General features: G+C 65.8%; 22 protein-coding genes. 16 read left to right on the plus strand and 6 right to left on the minus strand.

The genetic code is table 11. The features are described 5' to 3' along the window. Positions 1–126: 126 nt before the first annotated feature. From ACFSC3_RS02030 to ACFSC3_RS02045, 4 genes are all read right to left on the minus strand, one after another. The gene (locus ACFSC3_RS02030) at positions 127–1,704 is read right to left on the minus strand and encodes an alpha-N-arabinofuranosidase (RefSeq protein WP_380938223.1); all 1,578 of its coding nucleotides are present in this window, start codon (positions 1,702–1,704) and stop codon (positions 127–129) included. A 175-nt stretch (positions 1,705–1,879) separates the two neighbouring features. Next, the gene (locus ACFSC3_RS02035; RefSeq protein ID WP_380938225.1) at positions 1,880–2,734 is read right to left on the minus strand and encodes a rhamnogalacturonan acetylesterase; all 855 of its coding nucleotides are present in this window, start codon (positions 2,732–2,734) and stop codon (positions 1,880–1,882) included. Next, a complete protein-coding gene (locus ACFSC3_RS02040) occupies positions 2,731–3,495 on the minus strand; it encodes an SDR family NAD(P)-dependent oxidoreductase (RefSeq protein ID WP_380938227.1) in 765 nt (254 codons plus the stop codon). The genes ACFSC3_RS02035 and ACFSC3_RS02040 overlap by 4 nt, the downstream gene beginning before the upstream one ends. Before the next feature lie 157 nt (positions 3,496–3,652). Then, entirely contained in the window at positions 3,653–4,474 is an 822-nt protein-coding gene (locus ACFSC3_RS02045; protein ID WP_380938229.1) for an IclR family transcriptional regulator, read from the minus strand. A gap of 173 nt (positions 4,475–4,647) precedes the next feature. Between ACFSC3_RS02045 and rhmD the strand changes: the two genes are divergently transcribed. From rhmD to ACFSC3_RS02075, 6 genes are all read left to right on the plus strand, one after another. Further along, positions 4,648–5,832, plus strand: coding sequence for an L-rhamnonate dehydratase (gene rhmD, locus ACFSC3_RS02050; RefSeq protein WP_380938549.1), 1,185 nt, complete (start codon positions 4,648–4,650; stop codon positions 5,830–5,832). A gap of 13 nt (positions 5,833–5,845) precedes the next feature. Further along, positions 5,846–6,703 carry a fumarylacetoacetate hydrolase family protein gene (locus tag ACFSC3_RS02055; RefSeq protein WP_380938231.1) on the plus strand — a complete coding sequence of 286 codons (858 nt, stop codon included), beginning with the start codon at positions 5,846–5,848 and terminating at the stop codon, positions 6,701–6,703. Then, entirely contained in the window at positions 6,700–7,443 is a 744-nt protein-coding gene (locus ACFSC3_RS02060; protein WP_380938233.1) for an SDR family NAD(P)-dependent oxidoreductase, read from the plus strand. The genes ACFSC3_RS02055 and ACFSC3_RS02060 overlap by 4 nt, the downstream gene beginning before the upstream one ends. Positions 7,444–7,654: 211 nt before the next feature. Continuing rightward, complete coding sequence (locus ACFSC3_RS02065) at positions 7,655–8,560, plus strand: amidohydrolase family protein (protein ID WP_380938235.1); 906 nt, start codon at positions 7,655–7,657, stop codon at positions 8,558–8,560. Positions 8,561–8,984: 424 nt separating this feature from the next. Further along, entirely contained in the window at positions 8,985–12,635 is a 3,651-nt protein-coding gene (locus ACFSC3_RS02070) for a TonB-dependent receptor (RefSeq protein ID WP_380938237.1), read from the plus strand. A gap of 137 nt (positions 12,636–12,772) precedes the next feature. Then, a complete protein-coding gene (locus tag ACFSC3_RS02075) occupies positions 12,773–13,120 on the plus strand; it encodes a hypothetical protein (protein WP_380938239.1) in 348 nt (115 codons plus the stop codon). A 99-nt stretch (positions 13,121–13,219) separates the two neighbouring features. On the opposite strand, the gene ACFSC3_RS02080 is transcribed toward ACFSC3_RS02075, so the two are convergent. Next, the gene (locus ACFSC3_RS02080; protein WP_380938241.1) at positions 13,220–14,611 is read right to left on the minus strand and encodes a helix-turn-helix domain-containing protein; all 1,392 of its coding nucleotides are present in this window, start codon (positions 14,609–14,611) and stop codon (positions 13,220–13,222) included. A gap of 203 nt (positions 14,612–14,814) precedes the next feature. Between ACFSC3_RS02080 and ACFSC3_RS02085 the strand changes: the two genes are divergently transcribed. From ACFSC3_RS02085 to ACFSC3_RS02125, 9 genes are all read left to right on the plus strand, one after another. Further along, positions 14,815–16,341: an acyl-CoA carboxylase subunit beta gene (locus ACFSC3_RS02085; protein ID WP_380938243.1), complete on the plus strand. Its 1,527-nt coding sequence runs from the start codon at positions 14,815–14,817 to the stop codon at positions 16,339–16,341. Further along, positions 16,322–16,615 (plus strand): TfoX/Sxy family DNA transformation protein, encoded by a 294-nt coding sequence (locus tag ACFSC3_RS02090; protein ID WP_380938245.1) that lies wholly within the window; start codon positions 16,322–16,324, stop codon positions 16,613–16,615. The genes ACFSC3_RS02085 and ACFSC3_RS02090 overlap by 20 nt, the downstream gene beginning before the upstream one ends. Further along, positions 16,612–17,031: a methylmalonyl-CoA epimerase gene (mce, locus tag ACFSC3_RS02095; protein ID WP_380938247.1), complete on the plus strand. Its 420-nt coding sequence runs from the start codon at positions 16,612–16,614 to the stop codon at positions 17,029–17,031. Before ACFSC3_RS02090 ends, mce begins: the two co-directional genes overlap by 4 nt. 87 nt (positions 17,032–17,118) lie before the next feature. After that, entirely contained in the window at positions 17,119–19,485 is a 2,367-nt protein-coding gene (gene scpA, locus ACFSC3_RS02100) for a methylmalonyl-CoA mutase (protein ID WP_380938249.1), read from the plus strand. Further along, positions 19,482–20,288, plus strand: a complete 807-nt coding sequence (locus ACFSC3_RS02105; protein WP_380938251.1) for a heme-dependent oxidative N-demethylase family protein — start codon at positions 19,482–19,484, stop codon at positions 20,286–20,288. The genes scpA and ACFSC3_RS02105 overlap by 4 nt, the downstream gene beginning before the upstream one ends. Next, positions 20,285–20,638 carry a hypothetical protein gene (locus ACFSC3_RS02110; protein WP_380938253.1) on the plus strand — a complete coding sequence of 118 codons (354 nt, stop codon included), beginning with the start codon at positions 20,285–20,287 and terminating at the stop codon, positions 20,636–20,638. The genes ACFSC3_RS02105 and ACFSC3_RS02110 overlap by 4 nt, the downstream gene beginning before the upstream one ends. Then, positions 20,635–21,624 (plus strand): biotin synthase BioB, encoded by a 990-nt coding sequence (gene bioB, locus ACFSC3_RS02115; protein ID WP_380938255.1) that lies wholly within the window; start codon positions 20,635–20,637, stop codon positions 21,622–21,624. Before ACFSC3_RS02110 ends, bioB begins: the two co-directional genes overlap by 4 nt. Next, entirely contained in the window at positions 21,621–21,821 is a 201-nt protein-coding gene (locus ACFSC3_RS02120) for a hypothetical protein (RefSeq protein WP_380938257.1), read from the plus strand. The genes bioB and ACFSC3_RS02120 overlap by 4 nt, the downstream gene beginning before the upstream one ends. Next, positions 21,821–23,965 carry an ATP-binding protein gene (locus ACFSC3_RS02125; RefSeq protein ID WP_380938259.1) on the plus strand — a complete coding sequence of 715 codons (2,145 nt, stop codon included), beginning with the start codon at positions 21,821–21,823 and terminating at the stop codon, positions 23,963–23,965. Before ACFSC3_RS02120 ends, ACFSC3_RS02125 begins: the two co-directional genes overlap by 1 nt. A 7-nt stretch (positions 23,966–23,972) precedes the next feature. Here ACFSC3_RS02125 and ACFSC3_RS02130 read toward each other — a convergent pair whose 3' ends face one another. Beyond that, positions 23,973–25,283: a methyl-accepting chemotaxis protein gene (locus ACFSC3_RS02130; protein ID WP_380938261.1), complete on the minus strand. Its 1,311-nt coding sequence runs from the start codon at positions 25,281–25,283 to the stop codon at positions 23,973–23,975. A gap of 108 nt (positions 25,284–25,391) precedes the next feature. Here ACFSC3_RS02130 and ACFSC3_RS02135 point away from each other — a divergent pair, with 108 nt between their 5' ends. Then, complete coding sequence (locus ACFSC3_RS02135; protein WP_380938551.1) at positions 25,392–26,894, plus strand: CoA-acylating methylmalonate-semialdehyde dehydrogenase; 1,503 nt, start codon at positions 25,392–25,394, stop codon at positions 26,892–26,894. Positions 26,895–26,983 lie beyond the last annotated feature (89 nt).

A 26,983-nucleotide genomic window follows, 5' to 3' on the forward strand; every position in this document is an offset into this window, starting at 1 on the left:
TGTCCTCGGATGCAAACGGGATGGGGGTTAGGAAACTCAGTGCTCCCGCGCAGGCGGGAGCCCAGGGCTACAAGCGATTTCGACCGCGGCTCCAGGCTCCCGCGTTCGCGGGAGCATGTGCGGGCTTTATCGCAACGTCAGCACTACGACCGATGCCGGTGGCAGTGTCACATTCAGCGTGGCCCCCGAAATGCTCGCGCCCGAGAACGCCGCGGGCTTCACCGCGTCGGGTCGGTCGAAGCTGTTGTGCGCCCCAATCGTGCCGGTCAGGATTTCGCCCTCGACCGCGCTCGCGGTCACGCCGGTCAGCGTCGTCGCGACGGTGGCGGCACGGTTCGGGTCGACGTTGGTCAGCGCGAGGCGGACCAGCCCGTCGGTCCCGCGCGCGGCGCTGGCGCTGACGCTCGGCATCACCCACTGGTCCTTGCTGTACCACGGCGATTTCAGCTCGACGGGGATGGCGGTCGCGTCCTGGAACGGCAGGTACATGAGGAAGACGTGATATGTCGGCGTCAGCACCATCTTGGAGCCGTCCGTCAGGATCATTGCCTGCAGCACGTTCACCATCTGCGCGATGTTCGTCATGCGCACCCGGTCGGCATAGCGGGTAAAGATGTTGATGTTCATCGCCGCGATGATCGCATCGCGCATCGTGTTCTGCTGGCGCAGGAAACCGGGGTTGGTGCCCGGATCGGGGTCATACCACGTCCCCCATTCGTCGACCGCCAGATTTACGCGCTTCTTCGGATCGTACTTGTCCATCACCGCGCCGTGCTTGCGGATCAGTTCGTCCATCAGCAGCGTCTTGCTGAGCGTGCGGGCGTATTCCTCCTCGTCGAAGCCGATCGCCGGGCCTTTCTTCGACCAGGGACCGGGCACGGTGTAATAATGCACGCCGATACCGTCGAACATCTTCGACGCGTCGCGCATCATCACTTCGGTCCAGTTATAGTCGACCGAGTTCGCGCCACTGGCGATCTTCAGCGTCTTCGTCCCCTCGGGCACCTTCACAAAGGTGGAGTAACGGCGCGTCAGGTCCGCGGCATATTCGGGCCGCATCGTGCCGCCACAGCCCCAAAGCTCGTTGCCCAGCCCGAAATAGGGCAGCTTCCACGGCTGCTTGCGGCCGTTCTTCGCGCGCAGGTCGGCAAGCGTACCGGCAGGCGCGGTCATATATTCGACCCACTCCGCCATCTCCTGCGGCGTGCCGTTGCCGACGTTGCCAGAGACATAGGCCTCCGCCCCGATCAGCTCGGCGAAGTCCATGAATTCATGCGTGCCGAACGCATTATTCTCGGTCACGCCGCCCCAATGGGTGTTGATCTTGACCGGGCGGATGTTCCGCGGGCCAACGCCTTCGCGCCAGTGATATTCGTCGGCGAAGCAGCCGCCGGGCCAGCGGACCACCGGCACCTTCAGCGCCTTCAGCGCCGCGATCACGTCGTTGCGATAGCCGCGGGTATTGGGGATCTTGGAATTCGGGCCGACCCAGATGCCTTCGTAGATGCCGGTGCCCAGATGCTCGGCGAACTGGCTGAAGATGCGGCGGTCGATCTTCGCGCCCGGCGTGTCGGCGCGAACGGTAAGGGTCGCGGCGGGCGTCGCCGATTGCGTCTGCGCGACAACGGGGAGGGCGGTGATCGCGGTGGTGGCTGCGAGGGCGGCGCCCAGACTGCGCGCGGCAAGCGTCGATAGGCCGATCATGTCACTCTCCCGGATCGTCGCGCGAATCTCACAGTTCGCGCACTCGTCTCATTATATATGACGCGGACGAACGTAGGCGCCAAGTTCTTTTGTCTGATTACATCGCGATCCAGATTAGCCGTCTGATCTGCTGATCCGAAACATCGCAGTGCTCCGGGGGCAGCCTGACTGCACTTTAACGACACCGCCCCGCGCCGAGCGGCGTCTTTCGCGCCAGGTCCGGGCGATCGGCCAGCACCCGGTCGGAGATCGGCAGCTTCGCGCCCTTCAGTTCGGCGGCGACGATATCCGCCAGCGCACGCGCGCCCAACTCGCTGAAATGCGTGTCGTCGTCGATGCCGTTGGGAAAGCCCGGCGCCTTGTCGGCGGCTGTCAGGTGCAGATAATATTTGCGTGCCGCCGTCTCGCCCGTCGCGTCGAGCAGCGCGAGCGACCGGCCCTCCAGGTCGAGCACCGGCACGCCGGTCGTCGCGACCAGGTCGCGCATGACCCCACTATAGGCGGCGAAGTCGGCCTTGGCCTTGCCGTTCTGGAACGACCGGCGGGCAGGGGGCGTGACCAGTACCGGCGTTAGCCCGCGACCCTTCGCCTCCCAGATCATGCGGAGCAGGTTGTCGCGGTAGAGCGTAGCGGCCGGCGCATAGCGTTCCGGCCGGTTGCTGCTCGCGTCATTATGTCCGAACTGGATGAGCACCGTATCGCCGGGTCGGCTCTCCGCCAGCAATTTGTCCCAGCGCCCTTCGGCGATGAAGCTCCTCGTACTCCGCCCGCCGATCGCGCGGTTGATGACCTCGGTTCCGGGTTGCAGGGCGCAACTGAGCATCTGACCCCAGCCGAGCTGCGGATAGCGATCCGCGCCATAGGTCATGGCGGTCGAATCGCTCGCGATCAGGATGCGCGTCGCCGAATAGGCAGGCGCGGTCGCGGCCGGAGTGACCGTCGGCGTAGGGGCAGGGTCGGGCGCAAGCTGCGTCTGCGCCGGGGCCGCGGTCGCCGCGACCAGCGCGGCGGCGGAGAACAGCACCCTCATTGCAGGTTCACGAACGCGCCGCCGTCGACCAGCAGCGCCGCGCCGGTGACATAGGAGGCCATGTCGGAGGCGAGGAACACGATCGGCCCGGCCAGATCCTCGGCCGCGCCCAGCCGCCCGAGCGGGATACGCGCTTCCATCCGCGCGCGCTTTTCCATGTCGGCCAGGTCGTCCTTGTTGATCTCGGTCAGGATCGTGCCGGGCAGGACCGAATTGCAGCGGATATTGTGCTTGCCCAGCGCAATCGCGGCCGACTGCATCAGCGAATGGAGTCCGGCCTTGGTCGGCGTGTAATGCGTCTGATACTCGCCGCCAACGAGCGCGGAGATCGACGACACCGCGACGATGGCGCCGCCGTGGCCCTGCTCGACCATCTGACGCGCCGCCGCCTGGCACATGAAATAGCCGCCCAGCAAATTGACGTTCATGGTCCGCTGAACCGTTTCGACCGGCATGTCGAGGAAGCTGTGGAACGGGCAGATGCCGGCGTTCGAAACCATCACGTCGACTTTGCCGAACCCCTCGACCGCCTTTGCGATGAACTCGCCGGCGACCGCGGGATCGGCGACGTCGCCCTGTACGGCCAGCCCACGCTGGCCCGCCGCCTCGATCTCGGCGATGCAGGATTCGGCCTCAGCGCTGCTGCTGCGATAGTTGATCGCGACATCCGCGCCCGCCTTCGCCGCCCCGATCGCGGCGGCGCGGCCGATGCCGGTCGATCCGCCGGTCACCAATACGGTCTTGCCCTGCAACAGCTTCACGTCACTCTCCTAAAATACAAAACTTTCCGTTCGTGCTGAGCTAAGTGGAAGCACCGTTCTTCGTACCTCAAGGCCGTTCGCTCGCGGATCGAAGTACGGTGCGTCGACTTCGCTCAGCACGAACGGGGAGGGGGATAGCCCTCCCCAAAATCCAATCCTACCGCCGCCCGCGCGCCGGCTTGGCGTCCGGGGTCCAGCCGAGATCCCGGCTGATCGCGTTCGCCGTCTCGCGCACGTCCGCGCTCAACGTCGTCATGCGGTCGTCGTCCATATATTGCGCCGCGCTCGACACGCTGATCGCCGCGACGATCCGGCCCGACACGTCGCGCACGGGCGCGGCGACGCAGCGAATCTGGTCCTCATTCTCCTCCAGGTCGAAGGCGTGACCCGCCCCGGCATAGCCGCGCATCCGCTCGAACCAGGTGGCGCGATCGGCTCTCGGCGCACCGCCGGCCTGGTCGTCGTCGAACAGCCGCTCCCACTCAGCCTCTTGCGCGTCGATCAGCAGCGCCTTCCCCAGGCCGGTCGAGGTCAGCGGCTGGCGGTCGCCGATCCGGCTGGAGATGTCGACGCGGCGGCGGCCGGGAATCTTGTCGAGATAGAGAGCCTGATCGTTTTCCATCCGGCCGAGATGCACCGTATCCTCGGTCTGCGCGGCCAGTTCCTCGATGCGCGGGCGGGCGATCTGGACGATATCGGCCTGGCTCTGCGCGAGAAAGCCGAGCTGGATCAGCTTTGGCCCCAGCTGATAGCCGTCCCGCGGCAGGTGCGTCAGGAAACCGCGGTTGATGAGCGCGTTGGCGAGGCGATGCGTCGTCGAGCGCGTCAGTTCCATCCGCTGCGACAGTTCGGCCAGCTTCACCGGCCCGTCGACCACCTTGTCGAGCATATCGAGACCGCGCAGCAACGTCTGGCTGCCCGCAACGGCGGGGGAGCCGGCGGGCTTGTCCTCTTTGTCGTTTGACGTGTCGCGTCTCATCTACTAACATCCTATCCCATAAATTGAGAATGTAAAGCTTCGGGAGAGGTGTTGCCCATAACCCGTAAGACAGGTTATGGCGCTCCCGTATCGATGTGCAGGCGTTCGTATCACATATTGGAACGGCGCCAGTCGTGATTTTGCGAGAAGACGGGAGCAGTCCGGTGGGTTCAGTGGGTCTGTCGAAGATCAAGCATGTCCGCGCCTATACGGTGCGTGGCGGCGGCGCCGATTATCATGATCAGGGCGAGGGGCACTGGATCGACAACCACATCGCGACGCCGATGAGCCGCTACCCCGAGTATCGCCAGTCCCGGCAGAGCTTCGGCATCAACGTGCTGGGCACCCTAGTGGTGGAGATTGAGGCGGAGGACGGCACGATCGGCTTTGCGGTGACGACCGGCGGCGAGCCGGCCTGCTATATCGTCGAGAAGCATCTCGCGCGCTTCCTCGAAGGCCGCTCGCCGACCGAGTACGAGAAGATCTGGGACCAGATGTACTTCTCGACGCAATATTATGGTCGCAAGGGTCTGGTCGTGAACGCGCTGTCGGGCGTCGATCTCGCGCTGTGGGATCTGCTCGGCAAGCTGCGCGGCGAGCCGGTCTATCACATGCTGGGCGGCGCGGTGCGTGACGAGCTGCAATTCTATGCGACCGGCGCACGGCCGGACATCGCCAAGGAACTGGGCTTCATCGGTGGCAAGATGCCGCTCCACCACGGACCTGCCGAAGGCGTGGAGGGCCTAAAGAAGAATATCGCCGAACTGGCCGACATGCGTGCGAAGTGCGGCCCGGACTTCTGGCTGATGTGGGACTGCTGGATGGCGCTCGACGTCGACTATGCGACCCGCCTGGCGATCGCTGCCCACGAACATGGCCTGAAGTGGATCGAGGAAGCGATCAGCCCCGACGATTATTGGGGCTATGCCGAACTCAAGCGCAACGTGCCCAACGGCATGCTGGTCACCACCGGCGAGCATGAAGCGACCCGCTGGGGCTTCCGCATGTTGCTGGAGATGGACTGCTGCGACATCATCCAGCCCGACGTGGGCTGGTGCGGCGGCGTGACCGAGCTGCTGAAGATCTCGGCCCTGGCCGACGCGCGCGGCAAGATGGTCGTGCCGCATGGCTCGTCGGTCTACAGCTATCATTTCGTCATCACGCGGCACAATTCGCCGTTTGCCGAATATCTGATGATGCACCCCGGCCCGACCGAAGTCGTGCCGATGTTCCATCCGCAGCTGATCGGCGAGCCCGTGCCCCAGAACGGACGCCTGCGCGCCTCCGCCCTCGACAACCCCGGCTTCGGCGTCGAGCTCAATCGCGAGCTCGACATGCACCGCCCCTACACCCACTGAGGAAACCCAACCGATGAAGCTCTGCCGCTACGGTAACCCGGGCGAGGAACGCCCCGGCGTCATCGACGCCGACGGCCGCATCCGCGACCTGCACGCCTATATCGCCGACGTCGACGCGCGCGCGCTCAGCCCGCAGACGCTCAGCGACCTGTCGACGATCGACCCGTCGACGCTGCCGCTCGTCCACGGCACGCCGCGCTACGGCCCCTGCGTCGCCGGCACGCGCCAGTTCGTCGCGATCGGCCTGAACTATGTCGACCACGCGCATGAATCGAACCTGCCGATCCCGGAAGAGCCGGTCGTGTTCAACAAATGGGTCAGCTGTATCCAGGGTCCGAACGATCCGGTTCGCATCCCGAAGGATTCGAAGAAGACCGACTGGGAAGTCGAACTCGGCATCGTCATCGGCACGCAGGCGCACAACATCGAGGAGAGCGAAGCCCTCGACCACGTCGCCGGCTATTGCGTGGTCAACGACGTGTCGGAACGCCACTGGCAGACCGAACGCGGCATGACCTGGGACAAGGGCAAGGGCTTCCCGACCTTCGGACCCGTCGGCCCGTGGATGGTCACCAAGGATGAGGTCGGCGACGTTCAGAATCTCGGCATGTGGCTGTCCGTGAACGGAAAGAAGGTTCAGGACGGCAACACCAAGACGATGATCTTCACCGTTGCGCAGATCGTTGCCTATCTCTCGAAGATCATGACGTTGCTGCCCGGCGACATCATCACCACCGGCACGCCCCCGGGCGTCGGTCTCGGCCAGAAGCCGGAGCCCTGGTATCTGAAGGCGGGCGACGTCGTAGAGCTCGGCATCGAGAAGCTGGGCGAACAGCGTCAGGACTTCGTCGCCTGGGACGCCGCCAAGTGAGCATCTACGCCGGACGCTTCGCGGGGCGCACCGCGGTCATCACCGGTGGCGCGTCTGGTCTCGGCCACGCGGTGGCCGAGCGCATCATTGCCGAGGGCGGGCAGGTATCGATCTGGGACATGACGGCCGGTCTGGAAGAGGCGGCCGAGCGGCTGGGCTGTCACGGCGTGGGTGTCGACGTGTCGGACGCCGATGCCGTCGCCGCGGCGGCGTCGGAAAGCCTGGCCGCGCTGGGCAAGATAGACGTCCTCGTCTGCTCGGCCGGGATCACCGGCGCGACGGTGCCGGTGCACGAATTCCCGATCGACAGCTGGCTGAAGGTCGTGAACGTCAACCTGAACGGCCTGTTCTACTGCAACCGCGCGATCGTCCCGCACATGCTGGCGGCAGGCTATGGCCGCATCGTCAACGTCGCTTCGGTCGCGGGCAAGGAAGGCAACCCCAACGCATCGGCTTATTCGGCGACGAAGGCGGGCGTGCTCGGCTTCACCAAGAGTGTGGGCAAGGAACTGGCCGGCAAGGGCGTCATCGCCAACGCGCTGACCCCGGCGACGTTCGAAAGCCCGATCCTCGCGCAGCTGCCGCAGAGCCAGGTCGACTACATGCGCTCGAAAATCCCGATGGGGCGCCTCGGCGAAGTCCACGAAAGCGCCGCGATGGTGTGCTTCATGGCGAGCGAGGAATGCAGCTTCACGACCGCCAGCACCTTCGACACATCGGGTGGGCGGACGACGTACTGATCGGCTGACGGACGACCACACCAACCCCCGTCATCCCCGCCTTCGCGGGGATGACGATGGTGAGGGGGCGAGGGGCGTGCCCCAATCCCCGTTCGTGCTGAGCTTGTCGAAGCACCGTACTTCGTGCCGCGAACGACGCGCGTGCGGATCAAAGAACGGCCCTTCGACAAGCTCAGGGCGAACGGAGATGGGGTCGACGGGAGAGTAGAGAATGGCACGCGATATCCCCTTCATCGACGCCCACGTCCACCTGTGGGACCTCAACCACATCCGCTACCCCTGGCTGACCCCGCCCTTCGCCGACGACGGCCCCAACGGCAGCGTCGAGCCGATCGCGCGCGACTATGGCCTCGACGACTATCTCGCTGATGCAAGCGGCTGGGATGTCCGCGGCATCGTCCATGTCGATGCCGGCGCAGACCCGCGCGATGCGCTCAAGGAAACCGATTGGCTCCAGGCGATGGCCGACGCGCGCCGGATGCCAACCGCGATCGTCGCCTTCGCCGACCTGGCCGACCCGGATGTGGAGCCGTTGCTTGCCGCCCATGCCGCGCGCGCCAACGTCCGCGGCATCCGCCACATCGTCAACTGGCACGCCGATCCGCGCCGCACCTATTCCCCGCGCGACGTGACGCGTGACGCGGCGTGGGAACAAGGCTTCGCGCTGCTGGGCAAGTACGGCCTCAGCTTCGACCTCCAGGCCTATCCCGGCCAGTTTCCGCACCTCGCCGCGCTGATCGAGCGGCATCCCGATACGCAGGTGATCGTCAACCACACCGGCATGGCCGTGCCCGGCGAGCGGGACGAATGGCGCACAGGCATGCGCGCGCTTGCCCGCCTGCCCAACGTCGCGACCAAGCTGTCGGGCATGGGCTTCACCCACCGGCCGTGGTCGCTCGACCAGGCGCGCGCCTATGTGCTGGAGGCGATCGAGATCTTCGGTCCGGCGCGTGCGATGGTCGCCAGCGATTTTCCGACCGACAAGCTGTTCGGCAGCTTCGCCCGGCATCTCGACGCCTATGCCGAGATCACGGCCGGTTTCACGGATGCCGAGCGCCGCGAATTGTTCGCGGGCACGGCTAACCGGCTCTATCGTCTGGGCCTGACCGACATCTGACCTTGGGCGAGGCTATGGTATAGCCTGCATCGTCCGGGGCTGCGGCGGCAACGACCTGTGCCGCAGCACTCGTCTCTAGGATCGGTTTCGATCAGCTTCGTCCAACCGTTCGTGCTGAGTGAAGTCGAAGCACCTTGCGGAGAGCCGCCCTTCGACTTCGCTCAGGGCCAACGGGGGGAGCAAAACTGATCGCTTCAGGCTCTACACAAGAACCTAAGGTTCCGTGCTCCAGCGCAGGCCGGAGCGCCGCGTGTTTCCGCTCACCGACGATACGCTGCCCCAAGACCCGCGCCATTCAGCCACCACCCATTTGCATTTGTCTGAGTTAGATGGTATCTCAAAATCTGTTCGGCGATCCCAAACTATGGGATGCTCGAAACCGGCGATAACGGGCCGGAAACAGGGATGGAAACGGGAGAGGGTGATGACTGATCGGAACACGCAGCGTCGTAAGGTCGCGGCGACGACGTCGTGGATGGCGCTGGGCCTGGTACTGGCATTCGGCCCGACCACGGTCGCTGCGCAGACGACGTCGCAGGCCGCGCCGCAGACGGGCGCTCCCGACCCCGCCGGCTCCGCCGTCGACGACACGACCGCGCAGGAAGTCCTGGTCGTCGGCTCGCGCGCCAGCCAGCAATCCGCCAACCAGCGCAAGAAGGACGCCCGCACCGCGACCGACTCGATCGTCGCGGACGACATCGGCAGCTTCCCCGACCGCAACGTCAACGAAGCGATCAGCCGCGTGCCCGGCGTCGCCCTCAGCCGCAACGAATTCGGCGAAGGCGACGGCGTCGCGATCCGCGGCAACGGCCCGGACCTGACGCGTGTCGAGCTGGATGGGATTGGCGTGCAGGCGACCAACGCGCTCGCCATCCCCGGCCAGGGCAGCCGCGGCGCCGACCTGCGTGAATTGCCGGCGGAACTGGTCAAGACCGTCGACATCGTCAAGGGAGCGACGGCCGACATGACCGAGGGGTCGCTGGGCGGCACCGTTCAGATCAAGACCCGCACCGGACTCGATTTCAAAAGGCCCTATCTGTCGGTGCGGGGCGGCACGCAGGCGAACTCGTTGGGCAAGAACTGGACGCCCGATGCCAATGCGGTCGCTGCGACGAAGCTGTTCGACGATCGGCTCGGCATCATCGTCAGCGGCAGCTATGCAAAGATCCAGAACAACGGCCATTCCTATGAGAATACGACGAGCAACACGCGTGGTTTCTCTCGGCTGTTCGACTTCGACAATTCGCCGGACAAGACGTTTACCTACAATCCCGCGACGGTCGGCACGGACGCCGCCGACGTGGCCTTCGCCAACAGCATCGCACCCGACGGGACGACGCTGACGCCGCGTGAATTGGTGACGCTGGCCGCCGGCGCGAAGTCGAAGGCGGAATGTCTCACCATCTTTCCGTTCAATCCGAACGGTTCGGCCGCGCAACGCGCACAGCGCACGCTGGAGCAGCAAAGCTGTCTGAATCAGTGGAACGATGCGACCCCGTCGCTGATCCGCAACTTCATGTCGACGCAGAACGACCAGCGCTATTCCTTCGATGGCCGCGTCGACTACCGCCTGACCGACAATCTGACGATCTTCGCAAAGGGCACGATCGCCAACCGCGACGTCCGCGACCAGTTCCGCACGCGCAGCCCGGTCACGATGTTCAATCAGAACGTCACCGGCACGTTCGTCGATACGACGACCGGCTATCCGCGAACCCGGTCGGTGTCCGCGTCCGGTGCAGCGAGCGGCTATTATCTGTTCGACCCGCAATATGGGTTGAACAATGTCAGTAACAACGCCGTCCTGGGCAACGTCCTGAACGTTGTTCCGAGCAGTGTGAAGGTGGACGCGAACCACAACGTCACCGAGATGACGCTGACCAATAATTCGGTGACGATCGACCAGATCGAAAATCGCATCCTGACCAAGACGAAATATGCGCAGGGCGGCGCGGAATGGCGCAGCGATCGGGTCGAGGCCGATCTATGGGCCGGCTATACCCGCGCACAGACCAGTCGCGGCGACATGCGTACGTCGCGCGCCTACACCTATGGCAATGCGACGATCCGGCTTCAGCCGAACGGTCTGTACGATATCGACCTGCCGGCCGGCTATGACGAAACCGCCGTCGCCAATTTCGTCCAGTTGCGCCCGGCCACCGCCGCGATCACCGCGGCGGCACCCAGCTTCACAAATCCGACCGGCACCACCGCCTATACGATCGCGCAGCAGCCGCTGACGACCCCCAGCTTTCAGGTGACCTACACGCCTGCGCTGGGTGTCGCGTCGGAAATGACCGGCAAGTTCGATCTCGGCTGGAAGACCCGCGACCTGATCCCGTTCATTTCACGAATCAAGACCGGCGCGATGTATCGGCGTAACGACATCAAGCGCTGGGGCAACGGCGGCTACACCGTGTCGAGCGAGCGGGGGACTTACGGTACCGCGGGCTATGTTCCGGCGGTCGTCGTTCCGACTGCAATCGTCCGCGGCTCGTTCCGCGCCTGCGAACCGACGTCGACTTCGACGCAGCCATGCAACTACGGCTTCGTCCCCAGCACCAACCCGTCTTCCGTTCGCTCGGGTGTCGACACACTGACACCGGCACAATTGCGCGATCTCTTCGCCCGCACGCTGGAAGCACCGGATTCGCAATATTTCGGCGATCTGCCGAACCGCGGCAACCTGCCGCCGTCGTGGCAGGGCATCCGTACCGACGAACTGTTCCAGGCGCTGGGCGCCAACCAGTTCATCAATGCCGACTGCCTGATTACCTGCACCGGCAGCGACGGCAAGACGTATGAACAGCCCGTCACGCGCGCGAACGAGACGATCAAGAACGTCTATGCGATGGCCGATTTCGAGACGCGTCTGCCCTGGGGCATGCGGTTCGACGGCAACGTCGGCCTGCGCGGCGTGTTCGTCGATGTGAAGGCGAGCGGCCTGCAGACCATCCAGGCGATCCGGGTCACGTCGACCTACAATCCGCTCGACCCGAACAACAGCAGCGGTTTCGTCACCCAGACGTTCAGCGCACCGCTGACGGTCAATCGCTCGACCCGCGACTGGCTGCCCAGCTTCAACGCCAATTTGTGGGGCTTCAACGACAGCGTGGTGCTGCGCTTCTATGGTTCGAAGACGGTTGCGCGTCCGCGCCTCGATTTCCAGATCCCGAGCGGCAGCTGTATCGCCTATGACGAGCGTGAAGTGCTCGACCCCGGCGTGGACGATTTCGCCTGCACCCAGCGCGTCGGCAATCCGGGGCTGAAGCCGTTCACGGCGTGGAGCTATAACACCGCGCTCGAATGGTATGCGAATGCGGACACCTTGTTCTCCGTCGCTTACGGCAAGCTCGATGTGAAGATCGGCAACCCGATCCAGGTGACCGCAGTGGGCCGGCCGTTCGCGGGCAGCGATGCGAAGGATCCCGTGACCGGCGCCGCGCTTGCCGACCTGGAATTCACCTACCCCACCTATGACAACGGACCGGGGTACAAGCGCGACATCTGGGAATTCAACGCGAAGACCGCGTTCACTTTCCTGCCGTGGATCTTCAAGCACACCGGGGTCGATGCCAACCTGTCGATCCTGGCGTCGTCGGTGACGACGGGCCAGCAGGATCCGCTGACCGGCGACGTGATGCCGCCGGTCGACGAGTCCCGATACTATATCAACACTTCGCTGTGGTATGATGACGGCAAGTTCAACTTCCGCCTGGCGTATCAGAAGCGTAGCTCGCGGTTCAGCTGCATCACGCCGTGCCCGAGCGGAAATACGACCGATATCAACTATCCGGGCGAGCAGTGGGCGAATGTCCGCCTGGTTGCGCCGGGCTGGAATCCGGGTGTGCCGCGCTTCATCGACGGCAGCACGTTCATTGACGCCAAGATGTCGTACAACCTCAACCGGAACTTCCAGATCTACGTCGAGGGTCGCAACCTGACCCGCGAAGCGCAGACCGTGTCGACCGGTAAATATGTCCAGTTCGCGGACGGGACACCGAAGATCATGCGCCTGCAATATGGTGGGATGCGGGTCCTGATCGGCGCGCGTGCCCAGTTCGGTGGAAAGTAACGAACCTGTCATTTTTAAAAATCTGTTAAAACAAATTTTTTCCATTATGCCTTGCGCACTGTAGAGCAACGAGGATTGACAAAACTGCTTATGTTTAAAATATTCCAATGGGACTTCCAGTCTCATGGGAGAGTAGCATGCTAAAGTTTTTGGCGTCTTTTGCGGCATTATCGATGTTGCTTGTTAAGCCCGTTCGGGCAGCAGATGATTTCTGCGTATCATATTATCAAGCAGAGCAAAATTATCAGAACGCTTACAATCAGTATTTAGAAGATGAAAGTGCTTACGCATCTCAAATGCAGGATGCTTGGAATCAGTGGCAGTTATGTGAGAAAAGTGGGAATGGTCAGAACACTGATCATACAGTATTCTGCTCTTTAGAGTATAACGATACAGTGGCTCAAATCCAGCAGGCGCAAAGTAATTCTTATTTCGCCATGCTTGAGGCTTATGCAGCGATGGAAGCTGCGGCCGCTGACTGCTAAACTTATACTTTTCGATTAATATGATGTTCGGCGCATGCTCACGGGCTGTGGGCATGCGCCATATTTACGGATCTAAACCGCGACAATCTTCGGACTGGATCAGCCGAAGCCGTAGGGCACCACCGGTCGCACGTCGGGATCGATGCTCAGCGTCGTGCCCGCGGGCGGGAAGGCGCGCTGGTCGCAGTCGGGGCGGGGGCAGATACGGCAGCTCATGCCGATCGGGGTCGGGGCCTGCGCGGCGAGACCATCGGCGTAGATGAAGTCCGCCGCGTCCGCCTCCTCGCACCCCAGCGCCACCGCATAGCGCCGCGGGGGGCGGGCGTAGCTGGCGGACGGTTTCACCAGCCCCTTGGCCATCGAGACATAGCGGGTACCGTCCGGCATCTCGGCGCGCTGGACCAGGATGCGGTCGGGGATCGCGACCGCCTCGTGCACCACCCAGAGCGGACACGCGCCGCCGAAGCGGGCGAATTGCAGGCGGGTGGCCGAGTGGCGCTTGGTGATGTTGCCCGCCATGTCGACACGCAGGAAGAACAGCGGGATGCCCGCCGCGCCCGGCCGCTGGAGCGTCGACAGCCGGTGGCAGGCCTGTTCGAAACTCACCCCGAACCGTCGCCGCAGCCGGTCGATATCGTGCCGCAAGCCCACCGCCGCGCCGCGGAACTGCGCATAGGGCATGGTCAGCGCCCCCGAGGCATAGTTGGCGAGCCCGACCGCGAGCAGCCCGCGCGACGCTTCGTAGCGTAGCCCGGCGCCCGCGATCGTCGCGTCGATCGCCTCCGCCATCTCCAGCCGGACGAGCGTGTGGGCGAGCAGGAACGCCAGGCTCTCCGGCGGCAGCGCGCCGTCGAGCGCCAGGCGGCGGGTGTCGGCGTCATAGGCGCGCAACTGGCGGCCACCGGTGTCGACCGTGTCGATCGTGACTCTGTGGCGCGCCCGCAGCCGCTCGGCCAGCGCCGCGGTGCCGGTGCCGATCTCTGCCGCCAAGCTTTCCGCCGCACGGTCGAGCGGGTCGATGTAGTTGCCCGCAGCGTGGAACCAGTCGCGCACTTCCTCCCACGGCAGGCGGCTGGTGTCGCCGCTGCCGGCCTCGACCGTATCGTCGAGCAGGCGCAGCTGTTCCTGGCTGCGGCGGTAGGCGTCATGGACCGCGACCAGCCGGCGCGCGACCTGCGGCTGCTGCTCCACCGCGCGGCGCAGCACGTCCTCGGACACCGGGGCGGCGATGCTCGGGTCGCCCCCGGCGGTCGCGGCGGCCACCAGCAAAGGCTCGTCGACTCCGGTGATCCCGCCCCAGTCGTCGGGATAGGCGCGGGCGAGGGCAAGGAGCACGGCCGGGGTGAGGGGGCGGTCGTTGCTCTCGATCTGCGAGAGATAAGGGACCGAGATGCCGAGCGTCGCGGCGAGCTGCACCTGGCTCGCGCCGACCTTGGTACGGAGGGCGCGGACTTCGGGGCCGGCGAACAGGCGGCGGCGCGGTGCGACCATATCCAACTCCGTTCGCCCTGAGCTTGTCGAAGGGCTGTCCTTCCTTCGTGCCTCAGGGCGACGCGGCACGAAGAGAAGGGCAGTGCTTCGACAAGCTCAGCACGAACGGAGGGGGTTTGCAAATCACTCATGGTTGATTTTGCAACATTGCATTTGCCTCTCCGCCCCGCTCCAATCACAGACGGAGCCAAGAAGGAGCGCGCATGTCGTCGACCATCGAAGAACTCGAACGCCGCCGTGAAGCCGCCCGTATGGGTGGCGGTGAGAAGCGGATCGCCGCCCAGCATGCCAAGGGCAAGCTGACTGCGCGCGAGCGGCTGGACGTGCTGCTGGACCATGGCAGCTTCGAAGAACTCGACATGTTCGTCGAACATAATTGCGTCGACTTCGGCATGGAAGCGCAGACCGTGCCCGGCGACGGCGTCGTCACCGGCAGCGGCACGATCAACGGCCGGCTGGTCTTCGTGTTCAGCCAGGACTTCACCGTCTTCGGCGGCTCACTCAGCGAGCGCCATGCGGAGAAGATCTGCAAGATCATGGACATGGCGATGAAGGTGGGCGCCCCCGTCATCGGCCTGAACGACAGCGGCGGCGCGCGCATCCAGGAGGGTGTCGCGAGCCTGGGCGGCTATGCCGAAGTGTTCCAGCGCAACGTGCTTGCCTCCGGCGTCGTGCCCCAGCTCAGCCTCATCATGGGGCCATGCGCGGGCGGCGCCGTCTATTCCCCAGCGATGACCGACTTCATCTTCATGGTGAAGGATTCATCGTACATGTTCGTCACCGGGCCTGATGTAGTGAAGACCGTTACCAACGAGATCGTCACGCAGGAGGATTTGGGCGGAGCGGTGACGCATACCACGAAGTCGGGGGTGGCTGACGTAGCCTTCGACAATGATATCGAGGCGCTGCTCGCGGCCCGCGACTTCGTGGACTTCCTTCCGGCCTCGAACCGCGAGGCCCCGCCGGTGCGCCCCACCGACGACCCCTGGGACCGCACGATCGACAGCCTGGACACGCTGATCCCGGCGTCCGCCAACCAGCCGTACGACATGCACGAGTTGATCCGGAAGGTCGTCGACGAAGGCGATTTCTTCGAGGTCCAGCCCGCCCACGCCGCCAACATCATCTGCGGCTTCGCCCGGATGGAGGGGCACACGATCGGCATCGTCGCCAACCAGCCGATGGTGCTGGCCGGCGTGCTCGACATCGCATCGTCGAAGAAGGCCGCGCGGTTCGTGCGCTTCTGCGACGCGTTCGAAATCCCGATCGTGACCTTCGTCGACGTTCCCGGCTTTCTGCCGGGCGTCGCGCAGGAGCATTCGGGCATCATCAAGCACGGCGCCAAGCTGCTCTATGCCTATGCCGAGGCGACGGTGCCCAAGCTGACCGTCATCACCCGCAAGGCGTACGGCGGGGCCTATGACGTGATGGCGTCGAAGCATTTGCGCGGCGATTTGAACTACGCCTGGCCGACCGCGGAGATCGCAGTGATGGGCGCGAAGGGCGCAGTGGAGATCATCTTCCGGGGCAAGACGCCCGAGGAGATCGCCGAGCGCACCCAGCAATATGAGGCGCGCTTCGCCAACCCGTTCGTGGCGGCTTCGAAGGGCTTCATCGACGAAGTGATCATGCCGCATTCCACGCGGCGGCGGATCGCGCTGGGGCTGCGGAAGCTACGGGGCAAGCAGCTGGAGAACCCGTGGAAGAAGCATGACAATATTCCGCTGTGACATCGAACGCCTGGTCGCGTTGAAGAACATCGCCGCGAAAAGTGCCGGGTGGATGGTTGATGTCGGTGTCGATACGCCGGAACGCCTTGCCGAACTCGGCGCGGTCGAGACCTATTGCCGAATGAAAGCTGCCTACCCGCGCGACGTCAGCCTTTGTGCCGTCTGGGCCTTGCAGGGTGCCATCGACGGGGTGGCGAGCGTTCATCTCGATGCGGAAGTTAAGCAAGCTTTGAAGAACGCGGTCGCGGACCGGATGGAGCATCGTGAGTCATGATCCTCGGCCGCCTCAACCACATCGGCGTCGCGACGCCATCGATCGACGATAGCATCGCCGTCTACCGCGACGTGATGGGCGCGACGGCGATCGGCGAGCCTTTCGACCTGCCCGCGCAGGGCGTGCGGGTCTGCTTCGTCGACACGCCGAACACCCAGATCGAACTGATCGAGCCGCTGGGCGACGCCTCGCCGATCAGGGCGTTTCTGGAGAAGAACCCGGCCGGGGGGCAGCATCACCTCTGCTACGAAGTGCCGGACATCCAGGCGGCGCTGGCGTGGTTCCGGTCGAAGGGGGCGAAGGTACTCGGCGAGCCGCGAACGGGCGCGCATGGGACGCCGATCTTCTTCGTACATCCCAAGGACATGGGCGGGGTGCTGACCGAGATCATGGAGAGCCCGCGTGAGCAGCATTGATCCGTGCTCCCGCGCAGGCGGGAGCCTAGGGCCGCACGCTATGTCCTCCGTAACCCTGGGCTCCCGCCTGCGCGGGAGCACGGCAGTATGACCGACAAGCCCACCCTGACCGACTGGCAGGCCGCCGCCACCAAGGAAGTGAAAGGCCGCGACCTCACCTGGCACACGCCGGAGGGGATCGCGGTCAAGCCGCTCTACACCGCCGAGGATGTGACAGAAGACCCCGGCCTGCCGGGCTTCGCCCCCTTCACCCGCGGCGTACGCGCGTCGATGTATGCGGGGCGCCCATGGACGATCCGTCAATACGCCGGCTTCTCGACCGCCGAGGAATCGAACGCCTTCTATCGCCGCAATCTCGCCGCCGGGCAGAAGGGGCTGTCGGTCGCCTTCGATCTCGCGACCCATCGCGGCTACGACAGCGACCACCCGCGCGTTCGCGGCGACGTCGGCAAGGCGGGCGTCGCGATCGACAGCGTCGAGGATATGAAAATCCTGTTCGACGGCATCCCGCTGGATGAAATGTCGGTCAGCATGACGATGAACGGCGCGGTCATCCCGATCCTGGCGTTCTTCATCGTCGCGGGCGAGGAACAGGGCGTCCCTCAGGAAAAGCTGAATGGCACGATCCAGAACGACATCCTGAAGGAGTTCATGGTTCGGAACACCTACATCTACCCGCCCGAACCGTCGATGCGGATCATCTCCGACATCTTCGCCTATACGTCGGCCAACATGCCGAAGTTCAACAGCATCTCGATTTCCGGCTATCACATGCAGGAAGCCGGCGCGACGCAGGTACAGGAGCTGGCCTTCACCATCGCCGACGGCATCGAATATGTGAAATACGGCCAGGCGTCGGGGCTGGACATCGACAAATTCGCCGGGCGGCTGAGCTTCTTCTTCGCGATCGGCATGAACTTCTTCATGGAAGTCGCCAAGCTGCGCGCCGCGCGCGTGCTGTGGCACCGGGCGATGACGAAGCTCGGCGCGCAAGACGAACGCTCCAAGATGCTGCGCACGCACTGCCAGACGTCGGGCGTCAGCTTACAGGAGCAGGACCCCTACAACAACGTCATCCGCACCACGATCGAGGCGATGGCGGCGATGCTGGGCGGCACGCAGAGCCTGCACACCAACGCTCTCGACGAAGCCATCGCGCTGCCGACCGACTTCTCCGCCCGCATCGCCCGCAATACCCAGCTGGTGATCCAGGAAGAGACCGGGATGACCAAGGTCGTCGATCCGCTGGGCGGCAGCTATTATGTCGAGGCGCTGACCAGCGAACTCGTCGACAAGGCCCAGGAGATCATCGACCGCGTCGAAGCCGAAGGCGGCATGGCGAAGGCGGTCGCGGCCGGCTGGCCCAAGGCGATGATCGAGGAAGCGTCGGCCGCCCGCCAGGCCCGCGTCGACCGCGGCGAGGAAGTGATCGTCGGCGTCAACAAGTATAAGCCGGCGGTTGCGGAGGAGATCGAGATCCTGGCGATCGACAACCATGCCGTGCGCGAGGCGCAGGTGGCGCGGCTGGCGAAGGTGCGGGCCGAGCGGGATGAGGCCGCGTGCATGGCGGCGCTGGCGGCGCTGCGCGAGGCGGCGGCCGCAGCACCCGCCGTTCGCCCTGAGCTTGTCGAAGGGCTGCCCTTGTCTTCGGACGAAGAAAGGACGGGGCTTCGACAAGCTCAGCCCGAACGGGGTTTGGGGGACGCCAATCCTCCCCTGCAAGGGGAGGTGGCATCGCGCAGCGATGACGGAGGGGTGTCACCCTCTCCGGATCGGGACACCCCTCCGTCAGGCCTTCGGCCTGCCACCTCCCCCGCAGGGGGAGGATTGGAAGAGAACCTCCTCGCCCTCGCCGTCGTCGCCGCCCGCGCCCGCGCGACGCTCGGCGAAATCTCCGCGGCGATGGAAGCCGGCTTCGGCCGCCACGAAACCGTGCCCACGCCGGTCAAGGGCATCTACGCCGGCGCCTTCGACAGCGACGCGCGGTGGAGCCGACTGCAGGACGGCGTCACCGCCACCGAACGCCGCCTCGGCCGCAAGCCCCGCATGCTCGTCGCCAAGATGGGCCAGGACGGTCATGACCGCGGAGCGAACCTGGTCAGCAGCATGTTCGGCGACCTGGGATTCGAGATCGTGCCGGGGCCGCTGTTCCAGACACCGGAAGAGGCCGCACAACTCGCCATCGAGAGGCAAGTCGACGTCGTCGGCGCGTCCAGCCTCGCTGCCGGTCACCTCACGCTGATCCCCGAACTGATCGGCCACTTGAAGGACGCCGGCCGCTCGGACATCCGCGTCATCGCCGGTGGTGTCATCCCGCAGCAGGATTACCAGGCGCTGCGCGACGCGGGCGTGCAGGCGATCTTCGGCCCCGGCACCAATTTGATCGTGGCAGCCGAGGAAGTGCTGCGCCTGCTCGGCCACAATATGGCGCCCGACAGCGAGGCGGCCGAATGACGCTCGGCTGGTCGGTCGAGGAACTGGTGCCCGTCGCGCGCGGCGGCGGGGCGTTGCGCATGGGGCTGAAGCGCCTCGCGCCCGACGCCTGGCTCCAGCCCGCGCCCGACACGGCCACCCGCGCTGCGGCGTTCGACGTGCATCCGGACAGCGTCCAGCGCCTGCCCTGGGCGGCGAACGCGGAGGTTGAGGCGGCCGAGGCGATCGGCAACGACGCCAAGGACTTAGGGGGCGCAGCACGGACGGTGTGGGAAGACCTGTGCCTCGTCCAGACCCCGCCCGGGGGCGGCGCGCCGGTACTGTCGGCGGGCGCGGTGGCGTTTCCGACCGATTGGCGGCTGGCGGACAAGCTCGGCCTGCCGCTGGCGGCGGTCCACGCCCCGATCCATGGCTATGCCGAGCAGCTGTCGGCCGGCGTCGATCATTTCATCGCGACGCTCCAGCCCGGCGCGATCTTCGGCCGCGCCAACTGGTTCGTCGTGCCGACCGCCGACTGGCGCTACCTGCCCGCAGGCACGCCCGAAGACCGCTTCGCGCATGTCACCGCAGACAACGCCGGCGACACCCTGTTCGTGCGCAGCGAGCGCCAGACGCTGCGCCGTTTACCCCACACCGGTGCAGTGCTGTTCACCATCGGCGTCTACGTCGCACCGCTCGCCGCGCTGTCCGACGCCGTGGTCGCCCGCGTGGCGGCATCGATCGCGAGCATCGGCGCGGGCGAGCATGAACGCCGCGCGGCGCCGGGCTATGCGACCGTGTTGGCGGACTATGTGGCCGGGCGGGCGATGGGAGAAGCGGCATGATCGAAGACGACGGCGAGGGTGTCGGCGACGCGCCGTTCGCCCGCTCCTACGACTCGTTCAAGCACATGACCGGCATCGCGCTGCTGTCGCTCGGCGGCGTCTTCGCCTTTTTCGATGGCGACGGGATGCGGTTCGCGCGCGGACAGGTGATCATCATCCTCGCCTTCTTCATGCTCGCGCTCGTTACCAGCGTGCTGATGGTGGGGCACCTCGCGTCGCTGGAAGTGAAGCCGGAGCCGCGCGAGAAGACGGCACGGCATATCCGCGGCGCCTCGATCATCGTCGGCGTCACGATGTGCGGCGGGCTGGGCGGCTTCACCTATAATTTCATGGCGGCACTGTTCAAATGACCCGGACCGACTGGACCCGCGACGAGATCGCGGCGCTGTTCGACCTGCCCTTCACCAGCCTGGTCTTCCAGGCGGCCGAAGTCCACCGCGCGCATCACGCGGCGGACGCGGTGCAGCTGTCGACGCTGCTCAGCATCAAGACCGGCGGCTGTCCGGAGGACTGCGGCTATTGCAACCAGTCGGTCCATGCCGAAACGGGGCTGAAGGCGACCAGGCTGATGGACGTGCGCGCCGTGCTCCAGGCGGCGGCGCAGGCGAAGGACGCGGGCAGCACGCGCTTCTGCATGGGCGCGGCGTGGCGCAACCCCAAAAATCGCGACATGGATGCGATCGTCCAGATGGTCGAGGGCGTGCGCGGCATGGGGCTGGAGACCTGCATGACGCTGGGCATGCTGACGCCCGCGCAAGCCGAGCGGCTGGGGCAGGCGGGGCTCGATTACTATAATCACAATATCGACACGAGCCCTGAGCGGTACGGCGAGGTAATTTCGACAAGAACCTTCGGTGAGCGACTGGAAACATTGGAAAATGTTCGCGCGGCCGGGATCAATGTGTGCTGTGGTGGCATCGTCGGTATGGGCGAAGATCGCGAAGATCGCGTCGGCTTCCTCCACGCGCTGGCGACGCTGCCCGAACATCCCGGATCCGTCCCGATCAACGCTTTGGTGCCGGTGAAGGGCACGGTGCTGGGCGACATGCTGGCCGACACGCCGCTCGCCAAGATCGACGACATCGAATTCGTCCGCACCGTCGCCGTCGCCCGCATCACGATGCCGCAGAGCATGGTCCGCCTGTCGGCAGGCCGCGAGAGCATGTCGGAAGCGACGCAGGCCCTGTGCTTCCTGGCCGGCGCCAACTCGATCTTCACCGGCGACAAGCTGCTCACGACCGGCAACGCCGGCGACGATGCCGACGGCGCGCTGTTCGCCAAGCTGGGGCTGCGGCCGATGGCGGCCGAGTGCCGGATGGCGGAGGCGGCGGAGTGAGGACGCTCGGCACCGTTCTCCTCGGCATTCTGTATTGGGTGCTGGCCATCCCTGCCATCGCTGTTCTTACGGCTATGGGCGACTGCAACGCGGATGGATGCGGACAGACCTATGGTCTCGTTCCTTTGGCCGCTCTTGCCGTTGGCATTGGCGGATTTGTCCTGCTGCTGATCTTTCGACGCGAGGCGCGCTACTGATGTTCAAGAAAATCCTGGTCGCCAATCGTGGCGAGATCGCGTGCCGCGTGTTCCGCACGGCGAAGCGGATGGGGATCGCGACGGTCGCGGTCTATTCGGATGCCGATGCGCGCAGCCCCCACGTCCTGATGGCGGATGAGGCAGTGCGGCTTGGGCCGGCGCCGGCGGCGGAGAGTTACCTGAAGGCCGATCTGATCCTGGAGGCGGCGCGCGCGACGGGGGCGGATTGCATCCACCCCGGCTATGGCTTCCTGTCCGAACGCGAGAGCTTCGCGCGGGCCTGTGCAGAGGCGGGCATCGCCTTCGTCGGTCCGCCGCCGAATGCCATCGCGGCGATGGGCGACAAGATCGAGTCCAAGAAGCTGGCGAAGCAGGCCGGCGTCAACGTCGTGCCGGGCTATCTGGGCGAGATCGCCGACACCGACGAGGCGGTGAGGATCGCGTCGGACATCGGCTATCCGGTGATGATGAAGGCCTCGGCCGGCGGCGGCGGCAAGGGGATGCGGCTCGCGTGGTCGGAGCAGGACGTGCGCGAGGGCTTCGAGGCGACCAAGCGTGAGGGGCTGGCGAGCTTCGGCGACGACCGCGTGTTCATCGAGAAATTCATCGAAAGCCCGCGCCACATCGAGATCCAGGTGCTGGGCGACCAGCATGGCAACATCCTGTATCTGGGCGAGCGCGAATGCTCGATCCAGCGGCGCCACCAAAAGGTCGTCGAAGAGGCTCCGTCGCCGTTCGTGTCGCCGGAGATGCGGCGCAAGATGGGCGAGCAGGCCGTCGCGCTGGCGCGGGCGGTCGGCTATTACAGCGCGGGCACGGTCGAGCTGATCGTGTCGGGCGCGGACACCACCGGCGACGCCTTCTACTTCCTGGAGATGAACACGCGGCTTCAGGTCGAGCATCCGGTGACCGAGGCGGTGACCGGGATCGATCTGGTCGAACAGATGATCCGCGTCGCGGCCGGGGAGCGGCTGGCGTTCAAGCAGGACGATATCCAGCTGAACGGCTGGGCGATCGAGAACCGGGTGTATGCCGAAGACCCGTATCGCGGCTTCCTGCCGAGCACCGGGCGGCTGGTGACGTATCGCCCGCCGGCCGCGGTGGAGACGCCGTATGATCCTCCCCGGCACGGGGAGGGGGGCCATGCGGAGCATGGTGGGGGGGGCGGGCCGCAAACGGTGTCGTCTGAGGAGACCCCCCTCCGTCAGCGCTCCGCGCTGCCACCTCCCCGTCCCGGGGAGGATCAGGGGTATACCCGCGTCGACGACGGCGTCCGCGAGGGGGGCGAGGTCAGCATGTTCTACGACCCGATGATCGCCAAGCTCGTCACCTGGGCGCCGACCCGCGAAGGCGCGGCCGACGCGCAGATCGCGGCGCTCGACGCGTTCCGGATCGAGGGCATCGGGCACAACATCGATTTCCTTTCCGCGATCATGCAGCATCCCCGCTTCCGCTCGGGGGAGTTGACGACGGGCTTCATCGCCGAGGAATATCCGGACGGCTTCCAAGGCGCGCCGGCCTCGCCCGAATTGCTCAAGAAGCTCGCCGCGATCGCCGTGGTGGTCGACATGGACCGTGCGACGCGGGCGGCGGACATTTCCGGCCAGCTCGGTGGCCGAATCTACGACAACGCCGAGCGCGTGGTGACGATAGGCGGCGAAAGCCACGACGTCATCGTCGACGGCTACGACCGCGGGTTGCTGGTCAATTTCGACTGGAACGACCCGCCCCTCGACGTGCGCCATCGCTATCGCCCCGGCGACCCGCTGGTGACGGCGACGATCGACGACCAGCCGTTCCACGTCGGTATCGCGCGTACCCGCAGCGGCTACCGCCTGACCGCGCATGGTGCGACGCACGACGTCCGCGTCTATCCCAAGCATGTCGCGGCGCTGGCGAAGCACATGATCGAGAAGGTGCCGCCCGACACCTCGAAACTGCTGCTCGCGCCGATGCCGGGCCTGCTGACCCGCATCGACGTGCGCGAGGGCGACAGCGTCGAGGCCGGCCAGCCGATCGCCGTGATGGAAGCGATGAAAATGGAGAACATCCTGCGCGCCGAAAAGGCGGGGACGGTGAAGGCGGTAAATTTCGCGGCCGGTGACAGCGTCGTCGTCGACGCGGCGATCGTCGAGTTCGCCTGAGGGCGTGTCAGCTCACGCGCACCGCGGCCAGGAAGCCATCGACGTCACCCGACACGGTCGCGGCGGTAGCCTTCAGCCTGCGTGCGAAGTCGCGCAGGTCGTCGGCGGCATCGGCCGCCACCGTTGCGCTGTCGTCGATGCTGCGCACGTCGGTGCCGATCGCGCGGGCGGCCTGATAGGCGTCGTCGATACTGCCGGCGACGGCGTGCGCGGCGGCGCGATGTTCGGCGACCGCCGTGCCGATCTGGCCGGTGATGTCGGCCACGGCTTCGATCGCCTCGACCACCGCATCATGCTCTCCGGCAACATCGTGGACGGCGCTGCGGACCAGCCGGACGTGGTCGGCGATCGCCGCGGCGGCGCGGCTGCTCTGCGCGGACAACTGCTTCACTTCGCCGGCGACGACCGCGAAGCCGCGACCGGCCTCGCCCGCGCGGCTCGCCTCGATCGTGGCGTTGAGGGCGAGGAGGTTCACCTGGGTGGCGATGGCGGCGATCTGTTCGACCGCGCCGTCGATCGCCTGGGCGGTATCGCTCAGCGCCGCGATCCGCTGACTGCCGCGCTTCACCTGCGCGACCGCGCGGTCGGTGCAATCGTGCGCGGCCAGCGTTGCGTCGTCGATCAGCGTCAGTGCCGCGATCAACTCGCGTTCGCGGGTGGCGAGGCTTGTGATGCCCTGTTCGGCCTCGAGCGACGCGGCCGCGACGGCGGCGGCGGTCGACCGCGTGGCCTGCGCCCGTTCGGCGGTCGCGCCGGCCTGACCATCGACCGTGTGCGCCATGGCGCTCAGTTCGGACGCGAGCGAGCCGGTCTTCGCCTCGAACCGCGCAATCGCCTCGGCGATGCGGCGCGCGCGGGCCAGTTCGGCACGGGTCGCCGCCAGCCGCCTCTCGCCGTCCATCGCGACCAGCCGGCGGTTGGCGACGATCGCATGCAGCCGTCCGCCGCGCGTCACGATCATCCCGTCGACGACGCCTTCCTGCATGTAGCGATCGAGCAGTGCGTCGCGACCCAGCGACAGCTCGCCGGTCGGGCAGGGGCGGATATGCGCGGCGATCGACCGACCATAAGCGGGATTGCGCATCAGCGCATGGCCGAACGGATTGGCCAGCAGACGGCGGATGTCGCGTTCGAAGATCGCGCCGACCGGACGGCGATCGCCATCGACCACCGACAGCAGCCGCAGGTCGGGATCGTCGCGGAACCGTTCGACCGCGTCCAGCATCGTCCCTTCCTGTTCGATCGACGCGGGACGTCGTTCGGCTTCCGTCAACCAGGCGGCTTCGGCAACGGGGGGCGGAACATCCAGCGCGAACATGGCGGCCAGCTTTATCGCCCTACGGTAAACACGCGCTTAGCCGTGCGTGACGGAATGATGACAACGATAGTTTTCCCGCGCTTTCGCGCGCGGTGATGGAGAGTGATGATGCGTGATATCGACCATGTGATCGCCGGTAATGGCGGCGGCGCAGGCGCGAGCCGGTTCGGCGAGGTGTTCGACCCGAATAGTGGCCAGGTGCAGGCGCGTGTCGGCCTCGGCACCGCCGCCGATCTCGACCGCGCGGTCGCGGCGGCCCAGGCCGCGCAGCCGGCGTGGGCGGCGACCAACCCGCAGCGCCGCGCGCGAGTCATGTTCAGGTTCAAGGAGCTGGTCGAGGCGAACATGGACGCGCTCGCCCACATGCTGTCGTCCGAACATGGCAAGGTGATCGCCGACGCCAAGGGCGACATTCAGCGCGGGCTGGAAGTCGTCGAGTTCGCCTGCGGCATCCCCCACGCGCTGAAGGGCGAATACACCCAGGGCGCCGGGCCAGGCATCGACGTCTATTCGATGCGGATGCCGCTGGGTATCGGCGCGGGCATCACGCCGTTCAATTTTCCGGCGATGATCCCGATGTGGATGTTCGGCGTCGCCATCGCCTGCGGCAACGCCTTCATCCTCAAGCCCAGCGAGCGCGACCCGTCGGTGCCGGTGCGGCTGGCCGAACTGATGCTGGAGGCGGGGCTGCCGGAGGGCGTGCTTCAGGTCGTTCACGGCGACAAGGAAATGGTCGACGCGATCCTCGACCACCCCGCCATCGCCGCCGTCAGCTTCGTCGGATCGAGCGACATCGCGCATTACGTCTACCAGCGGGGCGTCGCGGCGGGGAAGCGCGTGCAGGCGATGGGCGGCGCCAAGAACCATGGCATCGTCATGCCCGACGCCGACCTCGACCAGGTTGTCGCCGACCTGTCGGGCGCGGCGTTCGGCTCGGCAGGAGAGCGCTGCATGGCGCTGCCGGTCGTGGTGCCGGTGGGCGAGAAGACCGCCGACGCCCTCCGCGAAAAGCTGATCCCGGCGATCGATGCCCTTCGTGTCGGCGTGTCGACCGACGCCGAGGCCCATTACGGCCCGGTCGTGAACGCCGCGCACAAGCAGCGGGTCGAGAACTGGATCCAGACCGGCGTCGACGAAGGCGCCGAACTGGTCGTCGACGGCCGTGGCTTCAAGCTGCAAGGGCATGAGCAGGGCTTCTTCATCGGCCCGTCGCTGTTCGACCGCGTGACACCCCAGATGCAGAGCTACAAGGAAGAGATTTTCGGCCCCGTCCTCCAGATCGTCCGCGCCCCCGACTTCGAAACCGCGGTGCGCCTGCCGAGCGAGCATCAGTATGGCAACGGCGTCGCCATCTTCACCCGCAACGGCCACGCCGCGCGCGAATTCGCCGCACGGGTCGAAGTGGGCATGGTCGGCATCAACGTGCCGATCCCGGTGCCGGTCGCGTACCACAGCTTCGGCGGCTGGAAGCGTAGCGCGTTCGGCGACGTCAACCAGCACGGCATGGAAGGCGTGCGGTTCTGGACGAAGGTCAAGACGGTGACCCAGCGCTGGCCCGACGGCGGGGTGGGCGAGGGCGGGAATGCCTTCGTCATCCCGACAATGGGCTGACGTGAGTCTGATCCTCAAATTCGTCATGCCGGACTTGATCCGGCATCCAGAGTCACGGGCGGTATCGCCTGTGGCTCTGGATCCTGACT

Origin of the sequence: Sphingomonas floccifaciens, assembly GCF_042681125.1 — a bacterium.
GTDB lineage: Bacteria > Pseudomonadota > Alphaproteobacteria > Sphingomonadales > Sphingomonadaceae > Sphingomonas > Sphingomonas floccifaciens.